At 44.9% G+C, this 14,329-nt stretch carries 9 protein-coding genes and 3 pseudogenes; 8 read left to right on the top strand and 4 right to left on the bottom strand.

Features of this window, described 5'->3' with window-relative positions; translation table 11 throughout:
* Positions 1-90: 90 nt before the first annotated feature.
* Complete coding sequence (locus ACPXXB_RS08055) at positions 91-1,242, top strand: hypothetical protein (protein WP_423906359.1); 1,152 nt, start codon at positions 91-93, stop codon at positions 1,240-1,242.
* Between the two features lie 844 nt (positions 1,243-2,086).
* On the opposite strand, the pseudogene ACPXXB_RS08050 reads toward ACPXXB_RS08055, so the two are convergent.
* Positions 2,087-3,253: pseudogene (locus ACPXXB_RS08050) on the bottom strand (DEAD/DEAH box helicase); the annotation flags it as partial.
* A 116-nt stretch (positions 3,254-3,369) separates the two neighbouring features.
* Between ACPXXB_RS08050 and trxA the strand changes: the two are divergent.
* The 4 genes from trxA to pbfA all read left to right on the top strand — a co-directional run bounded on the left by trxA (position 3,370) and on the right by pbfA (position 7,835).
* Entirely contained in the window at positions 3,370-3,696 is a 327-nt protein-coding gene (trxA, locus tag ACPXXB_RS08045) for a thioredoxin TrxA (protein WP_423906357.1), read from the top strand.
* Between the two features lie 377 nt (positions 3,697-4,073).
* A complete protein-coding gene (rho, locus tag ACPXXB_RS08040; RefSeq protein ID WP_423906354.1) occupies positions 4,074-5,336 on the top strand; it encodes a transcription termination factor Rho in 1,263 nt (420 codons plus the stop codon).
* 123 nt (positions 5,337-5,459) lie between these two features.
* Positions 5,460-6,359 carry a formate dehydrogenase accessory sulfurtransferase FdhD gene (locus tag ACPXXB_RS08035; protein ID WP_423906352.1) on the top strand — a complete coding sequence of 300 codons (900 nt, stop codon included), beginning with the start codon at positions 5,460-5,462 and terminating at the stop codon, positions 6,357-6,359.
* A 123-nt stretch (positions 6,360-6,482) separates the two neighbouring features.
* A complete protein-coding gene (gene pbfA, locus ACPXXB_RS08030) occupies positions 6,483-7,835 on the top strand; it encodes a (R)-1-hydroxy-2-aminoethylphosphonate ammonia-lyase (RefSeq protein WP_423906349.1) in 1,353 nt (450 codons plus the stop codon).
* A 76-nt stretch (positions 7,836-7,911) separates the two neighbouring features.
* Here pbfA and ACPXXB_RS08025 read toward each other — a convergent pair whose 3' ends face one another.
* Both ACPXXB_RS08025 and ACPXXB_RS08020 read right to left on the bottom strand, forming a co-directional pair.
* Positions 7,912-8,112, bottom strand: coding sequence for a TdeIII family type II restriction endonuclease (locus ACPXXB_RS08025; RefSeq protein ID WP_423906347.1), 201 nt, complete (start codon positions 8,110-8,112; stop codon positions 7,912-7,914).
* 2 nt (positions 8,113-8,114) lie between these two features.
* A pseudogene (locus ACPXXB_RS08020) lies at positions 8,115-9,691 on the bottom strand (DNA methyltransferase).
* A 210-nt stretch (positions 9,692-9,901) separates the two neighbouring features.
* Here ACPXXB_RS08020 and ACPXXB_RS08015 point away from each other — a divergent pair.
* A pseudogene (locus ACPXXB_RS08015) lies at positions 9,902-9,985 on the top strand (hypothetical protein); the annotation flags it as partial.
* 6 nt (positions 9,986-9,991) lie between these two features.
* Here ACPXXB_RS08015 and ACPXXB_RS08010 read toward each other — a convergent pair.
* Positions 9,992-11,395, bottom strand: coding sequence for an FAD-binding oxidoreductase (locus ACPXXB_RS08010; RefSeq protein WP_423906344.1), 1,404 nt, complete (start codon positions 11,393-11,395; stop codon positions 9,992-9,994).
* Positions 11,396-11,592: 197 nt separating this feature from the next.
* Between ACPXXB_RS08010 and ACPXXB_RS08005 the strand changes: the two genes are divergently transcribed.
* Together ACPXXB_RS08005 and ACPXXB_RS08000 are read left to right on the top strand one after the other, a co-directional pair.
* Positions 11,593-12,120, top strand: coding sequence for a DUF192 domain-containing protein (locus ACPXXB_RS08005; RefSeq protein WP_423906341.1), 528 nt, complete (start codon positions 11,593-11,595; stop codon positions 12,118-12,120).
* Between the two features lie 24 nt (positions 12,121-12,144).
* Positions 12,145-14,310: an alpha/beta hydrolase family protein gene (locus ACPXXB_RS08000; RefSeq protein ID WP_423906338.1), complete on the top strand. Its 2,166-nt coding sequence runs from the start codon at positions 12,145-12,147 to the stop codon at positions 14,308-14,310.
* Positions 14,311-14,329 lie beyond the last annotated feature (19 nt).

Here is a 14,329-nt window from a genome sequence, read left to right as displayed (position 1 = left end):
TAATTGAACACAGCAAGAAGCATTGGTAGCTTTAGGTTATGGTATATACATGAAATTCATCCTATTCTAAACAAAATCAGGCATATCCAAATGAGATCTGAATTAGAGACTACATCGCAAACCAGAGGAAATTTCGGGGTGATTTCATTGGTTTTCCTTGCTTGCATCGCGATGGTGATGCTCATGAGCTCCCCAACGGCTGCTGACGCTAAGGATTCCGTTGCTATAGATGGCTTGGGGTTTAATGCGATTACTGACCATGGTTTATTTTCGTCTGGTTTTAAATTTCAGGGAAAAGGCAATATTTCCGATAGAAATAGTCATTCTGTGCGAATGGCTGTGCAAATGGAAACCACTGTGGAAGCGGAATCCAGTGATTGGTCAGAAAATTCTCTGCATATTGCCCCACTTCATGCCCTTACCGATTCCAGCGTAGGGAGCATTGGTTTTATGACCCCATCCTCTCAGTCACAGGGTTTCAAGGTGAACAGAATAAGCGCGTCATGGGAAACCGAAGCAGGCACGCTAACCGTGGGCAATGACTGGACAAGTTTGCAAGATTTTTTGAGTGTGAATAAGGGATTTGAGTCAGCGAATGTCAGTGCCCAAAATCGTACCGTGGTGAGCCAAATAAAATGGCTGTCTCCAAATGGTTTTTCCATATCCCTGGAGAATTCTCCAAGAACGTCGTTATATTCAACCGACAGCGGGCTTTCAAACAGCATTGAAAACAACACTTCACCCAACCTGATTTTATCCTGGCAAGGTGGTCCGGGGGGTACGGTGGGTGTGTACAGAGTTACCGCTATGGGTACAAAATTCGAGACTCCGGCAAGTGGTCAAAATTTAGACCGAGGTGACATCACAGGTTGGGGATTAAACCTGGAGGGAGGATGGCAGATGGGCGATCTATTTGCCGCTCTTTCAGTAACCTTTGGTAAAGGCATCGATAGTTATATACTGCAAAGGTCTGGAAATGATCTTGTGGTAGCCCCAAATTATCTTGATGAGTTGGGTAATTCCCTGAGTATTCAACCGAGCTTGTACTATAGATTGAACAACAATTCGAATTTTCATGTTTCTCTCGGGCACTACGCTTCAGAAGGTGCGTTTAATGATTCAGGAATTGATACTCTGGATACCATCAACATGGGCTATAGCTGGAGCCTGTGGCCGAGTACAAAATTTGGCTTTGAACTAGTTGACCAAGACACAGATAGTCGAAATGGGTTAGTTGAATAGTCCGCTCAAGTTAAATTCGATGCCCAAAAGAGATTCTAGCCCACGCTTGGAATCGTCCCAGCCAAAGAGGGTGTCGTAAAACGACTACGTTCGGCGAGGCGACGTTAAAAACAAACAAAAATGCTCATTGCTCGGTTCCGTTCTCCCACCATCATTTATCAGGCTTGACCCGATAATCCAGTAAAAATACAGACGGCATCAGCCGCACCATGCGGCAACGATGAGAAGGGATTTGCGACACCCTCCAAAGGGAGCATCTCTAAATATACCCTCTAAACACATCATCAGGCACTAAGGCGAAGCCAGGTTTATAAATCGCTATGCTTGAAGCAGATCGACCAAGGGCTGACCAAGAGATTCCCAACAGAATCGGGAATTAAATCATTCAGCCCACCAGAGGGATTTCTCCAAATCGTCTGCTAAATCGGTTTTTCGGTAATGCCGGGGCAGGCGGCGTTTTTTCATCGGTTTGTAGATTAGTTTTTTCCGGAATTTTGGTCTCTGCCATTGATTTGTTATCGGGCATCGGTGGCGCATTCCACTTTCTGCCTGGAGGCTGAGTATCTTGGGTCGAGGCACCATGCCGGACTCCACTTGGCCGGACGCCACTGGATTGATTTGGGTCACGTTCCTTCACTTCAGATTGATCTGGGATGCTTGGCGTTACTTCAAGTTTGCGTGAATCATCTTTAGAGGGGCTTGCATTGCGTTTATTGTCATTTAATTTGGATTTATTGCCATGGTCGCTTTTTCGCTCTTTGGGTTTATTGGAGGATTTATCCTTTGAGAAATTTTTGCCCATGTTTTTTCCTATGTATTGTCCAGCCGCTTTTTCTATGGGTCTCAGCAACGCCGGTTCAATTTCTTTTTTCAGGATGGCGTGCCCAATAAAAGATTCAATTTCCATGATTGAGTAAGCGTACTTCTCGCATATAAAGCTGATTGCTTCACCGCTTTGCCCTGCTCGGGCGGTACGGCCGATACGGTGGATATAATCCTCCGCATCCTGGGGTAGATCGTAATTAAACACTTGACTTACCTGCGGGATGTGCAAGCCACGTGCCGCAACATCTGTTGCAACCAATACTTGGTATTTTCCGTTTTTGAATCGTTCGAGAAGGCTTTCGCGCTTGCGTTGCGGCACATCTCCAGATAATGCCGCATTACTCACTTCATTTGCAGATAATGTTCTGGATACCTCATCTGCGGCATGTCGTGTATTGACGAAAACCAGGACCCGGTCAGGATTGTCACGGTGCAGCAAATTTATTAATAATGTGGATTTTTCTGCGTTTGCCGGATAGTAACAATATTCGTCGATCTTATCGGCAATCCGAGTATCAGCATTAATCTTGATTTCTTCAGGGTTGTTCATGTGTTCGTAAGCTAACTCCATTACTCGAAACGACAGGGTTGCGGAGAACAACATATTTAGACGCTCTTCTGGCTTAGACATTCGACGTAGTAAATACCGAATATCCTTGATGAAACCGAGGTCGAACATTCGATCTGCCTCATCCAAGACCACCACTTGGACAAATTTCAGGTCAAACAAATTTTGTTTATAAAAATCAATCAGGCGTCCTGGCGTTCCGATTAAAATATCTGTGCCTTTGGCGAGCATTTGTTTTTGATCATCATATCCAGTTCCGCCATAAACCAAGCCTAATTTAAGTCCTGTATGTTTCGCAAGGACTTCGGCATCTTTGTAAATTTGGATAGCGAGCTCCCTGGTGGGCGCCAGAATTAATGCGCGTGCATTGGTGGGTTGTCTTTCTGCCGGGGCTGGCTTGGTCGCCAGTTGTTGACAACAGGCAAGCAGAAATGCGACGGTTTTTCCGGTTCCGGTTTGTGCTTGACCGGCAACGTCTTTTCCAGTCAATGCGATGGGTAAACTAGTCGCCTGAATCGGCGTGCAATACTCAAATCCAGCGTCGGCGACGCCCTGTTTTAGAGCGTCGATCAAATCTAAATCAGTAAATTTTTGATCTGTAAGATGTTTTTTTGTCATTTTTTATTAAACAAATTGTTCCAAGCGTGTTATTTATTTTTGGTAAAATACTTGATTACTGGTGGCAGTGACTGCATATTTACCCTATTCAAAAATTAAGATAATTAAAGCTGCTTATGTCAAATAATATTGTGCATGTGAGCGACCAATCGTTCAAAGAGGAAGTGCTCAAATCTGACGGTCCAGTGTTAATCGATTATTGGGCCGAATGGTGCGGGCCTTGTAAAATGATAGCCCCGATTCTCGAACAACTTGCCGATGAGTACGGTGAAAAAATTAAAATTGCCAAGCTCAATATTGATGATAATCCGGAAACACCACCCAAATACGGAATTCGTGGCATCCCCACCTTGATGTTATTTAAAAACGGAAACGTGGAAGCAACCAAAGTGGGTGCGGTTTCAAAATCCCAGTTAATCGATTTTATTGACAGCAATGTTTAATTGACAGCGATGCTTATTAACAGCAATGTCGATAGAATCTAATGTTAGCCTTAAAATCGACCTGAAATTGATCGGTTCTTGAAAGGCCAACCTTAAAAGGTTAGTATTCAAGAGGCTGTTTTTCGCTATCCAGACCGTTGTTTAGATCTGATTCTTCAACTATTGCAATACGCTAAAAAAACTAAATTTCTTCAACACGAACTAGACATCTGTGCTGAAGCCCTATATGATACCTGAATAACACCTGAAATGCAGTCGTTCAGATTGCATTACCAACAACAAAATACGCCACAAACCGTTTCTCCCTTATACAGTGTCAATGATGATGCTTGTGCAGGGGCAAGCAATCCGTAGTTTACCAACCTATTCCTTTCCTCATGGCAACTAATCTTAGCGAACTAAAATCCACATCCCCCACCGAACTTGCTGAGCTGGCACGCTCATTTAATCTCGACAACATCGGCCGAATGCGAAAACAGGATCAGATTTTTTCTATCCTGAAAGCCCAGGCGAAACAAGGAGAAAAAATTGTTGGCGATGGCGTTGTGGAAATACTACAGGATGGTTTTGGATTTCTCAGATCTGCCGCATCATCTTATTTGGCGGGTCCTGATGATATTTATATGTCACCGAGTCAAATACGCAGATTTAGTTTAAGAACCGGCGATACGGTTTCTGGTCAAATTCGCCCGCCCAAAGACTCTGAGCGTTACTTCGCGCTTTTAAAAGTCGAAGAAATAAATTTTCAAATCCCGGAAGAGGCCAGGAAAAAAATTCTGTTTGAAAATTTAACGCCGTTGCATCCTGATGAACGCATGCGTTTGGAAAGGGAGAATGGCTCCGCAGAAGATCTTGCTGGTCGCGTCATTGATTTAATCGCGCCCATTGGCAAAGGACAAAGAGGTTTAATTGTTTCTGCTCCAAAAACCGGTAAAACGGTTATTTTGCAGCAAATTGCACAATCCATTACCACATTGCACCCCGAAACCATCGTCATGGTGTTATTGATTGACGAAAGGCCGGAAGAAGTAACCGAGATGCAAAGAACCGTTCGCGGAGAAGTGATATCGTCGACATTTGATGAGCCCGCTACACGCCATGTGCAAGTTGCGGAAATGGTTATCGAAAAAGCGAAAAGGCTAGTCGAGCATAAAAAAGATGTGGTCATCTTGTTAGATTCGATTACCCGTTTAGCCCGAGCGTATAATACCGTCGCGCCGGCCTCTGGCAAGGTCTTGACTGGTGGCGTTGACGCGAATGCGTTACAGCGACCAAAGCGATTTTTCGGTGCGGCGCGTAATATCGAGGAAGGCGGAAGTTTGACAATTTTGGCGACCGCGTTAATTGATACAGGATCGAAGATGGATGACATCATCTACGAAGAATTCAAGGGCACCGGCAACCTGGAAATCCATCTGGACCGCCGCATCGCAGAGAAACGAGTCTATCCGGCGATGGTTATTAATCGATCGAGCACGCGGCGCGAAGAATTACTCACCGATCCTGTCGAGCTGCAGAAAATCTGGCTACTGCGAAAATTGCTTCATCCAATGGACGATTTACAAGCAGCGGAGTTTTTAATCGAAAAGCTTAAAGCCACGAAAACCAACGAAGAATTTATCAAGTCGATGAATCGGTAATATTCGGAGAATATTTCGATCGGCCGGCGGCATAAGCTCAGAAATCTTTGCTTCCCCATCCGTCATTGCCGAAGTCTTACCGGGAATCCAGTATAAAATGCCGCCGCAGGCTACGTTTTATCTATGCAACCAGACATTCAAACCCGGCCACCTGAACCCGAATCGGTCGATACCGGAGTGACTGAGGCAACTTTGGGAAAATTTCCGAAGATGAGTGATGCGGGATTGGAAGCCATCCACCAAGTACAGTCGCATAACCAGTTTGGCGAACAACAGACCATCAATATCGTTGGTGAACTGCCCCTTACCATCAAGGTGGACGGTCAGGAACTTGTGACCTTGATGACTCTGGGAACGCATCCGGAAAAACTGACGCTCGGTTACTTACGCAACCAGACTTTATTTCAAAATCCAGCGGAGATCGAATCGGTCATGGTTGATTGGGACAGGGAGTTGGTCGAAGTCACCACTGTTGCAGGCAAGGGTGTTCCGATCTTTGATGAATTAAGTCGAACCGTCACAACCGGTTGTGGGCAGGGGACTATTCTCAGTTGCACGCTGGACAAATTATATGATCATCGGTTGCCGAACATCAAAATCAAGCAGTCCGATATCTATACCGCCCTTAAACAAGTTGCCCAGTGCAATAAAATCTACCGCACAGCAGGTTCCGTGCACGGTTGTGGACTGTGCCAGGACGGAGAAGTGTTGATGTTTATCGAAGATGTCGGGCGGCACAATGCGATGGATACGATTTCCGGGGAAATGTGGTTAAAAGGAATGACCGGCCACGATAAAATTTTCTATTCAACTGGCCGTCTCACCTCGGAGATAGTCATGAAAGCCGTGCTCATGGGTATTCCAGTGCTGGTGTCGCGCAATGGCACCACCCACATGGGCTTTGAACTGGCTGAGGAGCTCGGCGTAACTTTGATCGCGCGTGCCAAAAGCCGCCATTTCGTCGCGCTCAATGCTAAAAATATGATATTTGACCAGCCGCCTCCCAAGCATGAAAGAGTCTGAGAGAGTGGACCTGAGTATTACTGAGAGATTCATCTGGGAAACTAACTTAGTTTTGTAAATAGACACAGGAATACATCGCCGCTAAGCCTAAATTTTTGCAACTAAAATTTTTAACCTGCGTCGATGCCTGAATCCATCCAACAACCGCCTAATCGCGCCGAAGGCGATGTTAATCTGTCACCGCGCCGCAAACAGTGGGTTGCCGAGCACATTGGTAAGCAGACCGCAACGTTGCTGGCGCAAGATCAGCGTTATTTTCTTCATCAGTCGCTTTCCACGCCTTGCCTGAATGCGGTCAAGGGAAGCGAGGGCATTTATCTTGAAGATCTGCAAGGTCGGAAAATCATGGATTTTCACGGCAACAGCGTCCATCAGGTCGGGTATGGAAATCCACGGGTTATTGAAGCGATAAAGCAGCAGTTGGAGCAGTTGCCATTCTGCCCGCGGCGCTATACCAATCAGGCTGCTGTCGATTTAGCGCGTCGATTGGTCGATCTTGCCCCGCACGGATTGGGCAAGGTATTGTTCGCGCCGGGCGGGACGGCGGCAATGGGTATGGCGCTTAAATTAGCGCGCTATGCAACCAATCGCCATAAAACCATTTCCATGTGGGATAGTTTTCATGGCGCGTCGCTGGATGCGATTTCCATTGGCGGCGAGGCATTGTTTCGAAAGGATGTCGGTCCGCTACTGCCGGGTACGGAGCATATTCCGCCACCCACACAGGGCAAATGCTATTTTAATTGTACCGATGAAGCGCATACCGGCTGTACTGACTATCTCGACTATATACTCGAAATGCAGGGAGATGTGGCCGCAGTGATCGCCGAACCGATACGCTGGACCACGGTTGAGCTTCCACCTAAAGGCTATTGGCTCAAGGTCAGAGACATTTGTGACCGGCATGGCGCGTTATTGATTTTGGATGAGATTCCTTCGGCGTTGGGTCGAACCGGAAAGATGTTTGTTTGCGAGCACTTTGACGTGGCGCCAGATATGTTGGTGATCGGAAAAGGTTTGGGAGGCGGGGTCTTTCCGATGGCTGCGCTACTCGCAAGGAACGAGCTTGATATCGTTGGCGATCGTGCCCTTGGCCATTACACCCATGAAAAAAGCTCGGTGGGTTGTGCGGCCGCGTTGGCTACATTGGACTGTCTTTATGAAGATAACTTAATTCAGGCATCCATCGACCTTGGACAGTATGCTTTACAGAGATTGAGGGCGATGCAGGACAGCTACCCGTTAATCCATGAAATTCGGGGTCTGGGGTTGTATTTCGGCGTAGAACTACGCAGGCACGGCGAACCTGCGTGTGACCAGGCTGATATTGTTCTCTACCATTCGTTGTCGAATGGGCTAAGTTACAAGGTCGGCGGCGGTTGTGTGCTAATCTTATGTCCGCCCATGACAATTACCCGGCAGCAACTGGACACGGCTCTGGATATCCTCGAATCAGGCATACAGTCGGTATCCTAGCCCGGATAGTGCTAAATTTTTGCGCGTATTAGAGGAATCAATCACGTTCGGAATTATCTCAATTTTAACGCTACTCCTATTCATTCAATTCTCTCATGCCGAGAGTCGTTGCCATAGAATGTATAAATGAATAAGCAGCGATTTTTTCATTGTCTTGAATCAATCTCGCTAAAAATGGCATTGTAGTGGTTTCTCTTCCATATTTCTTTAATTTATGTTCGATCTTTTTAGACAGCAGTTCTTCTATTTTTTGCTTTTGGGAATTCGATAATGCCATTATTATTTTTCCTTCATGTGAAAAATGATTTCCGCATAGGCAGACCTGTCTTTTTCGACACGATTTAAAACAGGCCTTTTATATTCGTTTACAATCTCCATTTGCGCCAATTCTGCGATTTGTGGGTATAGTCCATATTTATCATTCGCCACCAGCAACACGTCGTAGTTTTGTTTGAAGGACTTCTTGCAATTTTTTAGGACATCAGAAATTCCTTCAACATAAGTTTTCCGCGCTTCTATGCCTTGCCCTTTGCATAAAGGACCAATTTCTAAATTATCATTTCTCTCGAAACCAAGCAAGTCGTAAGCATATGCATGTTGCTCATGGTAATCTATTAAACCAACATATGGAGGGCTGGAAAAAATTCCATCTATTTTATTTTTTCCTGTCAACTTCCCAAAGTCAGGGTTTTTATTTTCTAACTCATTCACTATATCAATTGTTCGGCTATTCCCCACCAAACATGTTTGAAAAGTATTAGTCCTCAAGCGGTCAAACTGTTGGATTCTTTTTATCGTGTCCTTTGTGTATCTTTCCCACCAACTTAGTATTGAAAATAATGGCTTGCATATCTTGCCGTGTTTTTTGCAATAATAAGTAACTGTCGTAGGCTCCTTCAATGTTCCTAAATCAGCATGCGTGGTTGCGCGACATGATCGCATGGCGCGACTCAAAATCAAGGCAAGCATTTTTTTGTTGCTTGATTTTCGACAGACTTTACTTGATTAAAAACAAAATTAATTTCATCCCTGACTACCTGCAGAAACCAAACATCTAAAAAAGATTCACTACGGTTTTGTTTCAAGGAAATGTTGTATTTTCTTACAAGGTCAGTGTAGGTCTTTAGGAATTCTTCTGATTTTTGTTGACCATATATTTTTTCGTCTATTTGTTTATTCATGACCTTGTGTCTAAAATCTGGAGATGGGAAAAACTGAGCATTAAATATCTTTAATCGCTCTAACAAGTTCACTTCAAAGGCAATATTATTTCTTGTTCTTTGAAATTCAATAAGAGCTTGGGTTATTTCATCAGAGAGCTTACTAATGTGATGAATATCATATTGGCCAACTTTAGCATTGCTAATAAATGAATTAAATGCCGAAATATCAACTCCAATAGCATGTAAATTCAGTTCGCTTGCTTGTACCAGTGTTGTCCCGCTACCACAAAAAGGGTCCAACACGATACTGCCAGCCTTAAAAATGGCTTTATGCTTAAAATCGTCAGTGTGTTGATCTAAAAAGTATTCAACAAGCTGTGGGATGAACTTCCCTTTATACGGGTGGAGCCTATGTACATGCTTTGTTGTTTCAGATTCTTTGTATTCTGAAAAAGACAATTTCCAGTTCAAATCGTTTCCAAGTTGCTTTTTCCATAATTTCTCTTTGGTTTCATGGTTAGCATTATAATATCTTTCCAAATCACGTTTGTTGACTAAAAGAGTACCGTTGTCTCCTATTTTTGGGATTCGGCCATATTGAATTAAGTATGTTATGTTTGACGGCGTGACGTTTTTACCTAATAGTTTGGATGCCCAGATGCTTGCATCTTTAACTGTCATCATATTTTGCATTTTTTGCTGTTCATCAGATTAAGCAAGCAGATTTTAATCTGCAATTGAATTTACTCATTAAAATAAACATTGTTGCCCACAGGCAATATTCATTTCCCGTATTTCTTTCCCGTATTTCCCTGCCAAGTGCAGACTATATCATGTCATTCATGATTAGCATCGGATATTAGGATACCTCAATCCCCACATAGAAATCAGTAAAAGGCAAGCAGCCTGGCCGATTTATACGACCCCAACATAATCCCGCCACCCATAAGAAAAGCCCATCAAGCACCAGGACAGCCGCTTAATTAATTACCCTTATCTCAGCATCTTTCCAGGATTTAATAATCCCTTTGGATCTAATAATTTTTTTATCTGTCGATAGAGCTCCATTTCGGTTTGGTCTTTATACTTGTCCATTTCATCCAGTTTGGAAATACCGATACCGTGTTCGGCGCTAAAAGAGCCTTGGTAATCATGCGTAATATCATGCATTAAGGTGTTGATTGCTTTCCAATTTTCGAGAAATTTTTCCTTGCCCATATCGGCTGGCTGGGAAATATTGAAGTGAATATTACCGTCACCGAGATGTCCATAGGGGTAGGGCAGCGCGTTGGGCATAAACGCTTTAACGGTTCTGTATGCGTGCGCCATAAATTCCGACACTTTAGAAACCGGAACGGAAACATCGTGCTTGATGCTGCCGCCGATAAACTTCTGCGCTTCAACAATATCCTCGCGCAGCAAAATTAACCGCTGAGCCTGAGTTTGGTTTTGTGCAATTACCGCATCTTTAATCAGGCCGTCCCCAAGGGCGGTTGCCAGAGTATCTTCTATGTGATGCTTGAGATGAGAATCTTGTTCACTGCTATGCACAATCGCTAAAATATACCACGGGTAAGGTTTATCAAATGGATCGGTTTGACCGTGGATATGCTTTACCGCAGTCTCCACGGCAATTTGCGACATCAATTCGAATGTGGTCAAGCGATCACTGCTGGCGAATTTCAATCGGCTTAGTAAAGCGACGCCCGAATCGATGGATTCAAGCCCTGTCAGCGAAACGACCTGCCCTTTGGGGTAAGGGAACAGTTTTAATACGGCCGCGGTAATGATGCCCAAGGTGCCTTCGCAGCCGATGAATAAATTTTTAAGGTCGTATCCGGTATTGTTTTTTCTTAATGCGTTAAGGCCATGAGAGATCTTTCCGTTCGACAGCACCACTTCGATTCCAAGCACTAAATCACGGGTGTTACCGTAATGCAATACATTAATGCCGCCTGCATTGGTTGCCAGATTACCGCCAATTTGGCAACTCCCTTGGGCGCCTAAACTTAATGGGAATAATCTATCGTGCCGCTTTGCGGTTTCCTGAATATTGGCCAGAATACAGCCGGCCTGAACAGTCATGGTATAGTCCGTTGGATTTACCTCAATGATTTTGTTCAAACGCTTAAAATTTACAATCAGTTGGTCTTTATTGGCGACAGCACCGCCCATGGCGCCGGTATTTCCGCCCTGAGGAACCAGGGCTAGATTTTGTTGTCCGCAAAACTTGACTATTTCTGCTACTTCTTCTGTCGTTTCAGGCAGCACAACTGCCAAGCAATCGCTGGCATATCGCCCGCGTGGCTCTTCAGTGTAAATTGCGGATTTCTGTTTATCGGTTATAACGTGCTGTTGACCGACAATACGTCCCAAGCCCTCAATGACATCAGTCATTGCGATAGCAGGATTTGCAAGCAGGCCGCGCAAATTTGCACGGGCCGGATTCGCACTATTGTTGGTTCATTCACTGTTGCTCATCGTTGGAAATTAAATTGCATGGACCAGGAATTACCGATAATCTTACACCAAACAAATAATATAATAATGTTGGAAAGTCAATTATTTCAAACTCGGCCGCTATACGAACGACAATGAAACCCGCGATAAAAATTTCTGTCCTGCTCATCGGTATCGTCACAGGCCTCACTGCTATTGTGTTATTTTTAATCAACGGTTTGGAGACATCCGCGGAATGCAAGAAGTCAATTGAACGCTTATCGAAAATGCACGTCGAAGAAATATCCCTGCTTAACGATTCCGGAAAGATCATTAAACTTGAATCTCATATCGCCGATAACACCAGGGAGCGCGCTGATGGTTATCAACATATATGCGAGGAGGTTATTAATAACACCACTATCCTGTTCGTCTATTCACAGCCAGTGGGCGGTCGATTTCATATGCAAAATGTTAAAGCGCCGCTAGACATCGGTTTTTTTGACGGCGCAGGAAAGTTAATTCGAACCATGGTCATGGATACCTATGACGATGGAAATAAAAGACGTTATCATCCTGGTCAACGATTTCAATATGCCCTTGAAGCGCGCGTTGGATTTTTTAATGAACATAAGTTGTCTGCGAATAAAGCCCGACTTGTGGTGCATTCCGTGAACGACTGACTTGGCCAATGGTATGAATTGCATATGAACGACCAGACAGCCGGTAAAAAGGAAATGCCCTATGGATTATGGAAAAGCGATGTCGCCATTGAATCGCTGATTGAGCAAGCATCGCCCCCAGCTTACCCGTTTAAAAATAATGGCAATCTATATTGGTTAGAGTCCCAATCCCGGGAAAAGGGTCGAATCGCGCTAATGCAGAAAAATCTATCTGAGCCATCCGTAAAACCGATTTGTATTACCCCTGAGAATTTCAATATCAGAACCGCAGTTCATGAATATGGTGGCCGATGTTTTTGTATCGTGAATGACAGCATTGTTTTTAACAACTATAAAGACGGTAATTTATATCGGCAATCGCTAAAGCCGTCGCCTGAGCCATCACTTGAGCCAAAATCAGCGCCACAACGACTAAGCCGTGACTCAGCGCCTCACAACTGTTGTGGATATGCCGATCTGGTTGCGGTCGGAAATGGAAAATTCATACTGGGGATTATGGAAACCACCCGGAATAATGGACAGCATTGCAACTGCATTGTCGCGCTATCACTTGGCCCAATATCGCTTAACATTGAATCAGAGGGCGATCAAGTTATGCAATCCGAGCCTATCATTCTCGCTCAGGGCGCAGATTTCTATGCTAATCCGGTCATTTCCAGCGACGGCAAAAAAATCGCCTGGTTTGAGTGGAGTCACCCCGATATGCCTTGGGATCAAAGTCGCCTAGTGTGTGCCCAACTCAAGGTTGAAGATCATGCGATTTTCCTTGATGACCTGGAAGTTATTGTCGATGAGCAAAATTGCGCGGTGTGCCAACTTGGGTTTTTGAATGACAACAGACTAATATTTGTGAGCGATAGTGATACCTGCGACTACTGGAGTATGTTTCAGTATCGTCACGGAGAAATTACTCGGTTGACTCATGGCAATGAAGAGTTTGGTGAGGCGCATTGGATATTCGGGCAACGCAGATGGCAGCCAGTCGGCGATGGTTTGATCATTGCCGTAGCGACCCGGGATGATCGAGATGTGCTGGTAACAGTGGATAGCAGCGGCAATAATAGCAACGGCCATAACTGTATGGTACTGGATCAAGGATTTTCGGCATGTAGCCACTTACAGATAGTTGATGCCAATGAGCTATTATTCATTGCACACTATTCAGACCGTTGCGCTGAAATTGTCAGTTTAAGCATTCCGTCCGGAAACATTCGGCAATCGCTCCTGCATTGCTCTAATAAGCGACATCCATGTAGCGAGAAGACTTTGCCGATAATGTTATCGGGCGCTGATTCTGATGGTCATGGCGGTCACGGCCAGGGCCACAGTGAACCCAGGTTAATCAAATTTCCAACCGTGGAGAGGGGCGCAGAGAGAGCCGCAGAGATAGATATGGCTTATGGCTATTTCTATCCGCCCTATAACCCAATGTATTGCGCCCCTGAAAACACATTGCCACCGCTGATGATCGTTATCCATGGCGGCCCTACAAGCAGAGCGACCTCAGAGTATTCGAGCCTGAAGCAATATTTTTGCTCCCTGGGATTCGCGCTCCTGGATATCAATCATCGTGGCAGCACGGGACTGGGCAGAAAATACCGGCAATCGCTGTTGGGGAATTGGGGGGAATTCGATGCCGACGATATTGCCAGCGCAATTGATTTCGTAGGCAGTAAAAAATGGATCGACAAGGATCTTGTGTTTATCCGCGGCAGCAGTGCCGGCGGGTACGCCGTGCTTCGAGCGTTGACCAGATTTCCCCATCGGTTCGCCGGCGGCGCATGTTATTATGGCATTGGAAATTTAGTTGCATTAAGCCATAGCACCCACAAATTTGAATCGAAATATACCGACCGACTGGTTGGTGAAAGATTCGACCCCGAAACATCCATGAATCCTGAAAGTCGGTTTATGGCACGCTCCCCAATTTTTCAGATTGATAAATTGTCCAGCCCGCTTATCTTGTTTCAAGGCGCACAAGACAAGGTTGTTCCGCCCGGCTTGTCCCGTGAGGTGGTTGAGCGACTGAAAACAAAAGGTATAAAACATAGCTATACAGAATATCCAGGAGAAGGGCATGGTTTTCGTCAAACTCAAACAAGGATGGACGCATTACGCAAGGAAACCGCGTTTTTTGCTAAAATAATCAGGCGCGCGCAATCAAACAGCAAAAAAGATAATTTTGCATAGGTTCGGCATCCCTGATGAA

The sequence above is a fragment of the Candidatus Spongiihabitans sp. genome (genome assembly GCF_965237845.1).
Taxonomy (GTDB): Bacteria; Pseudomonadota; Gammaproteobacteria; order Arenicellales; family Poriferihabitantaceae; genus Spongiihabitans.
The sequence above is the reverse complement of the archived record's forward strand: the minus strand, read 5'-3'. Positions and strand labels throughout refer to the sequence as shown.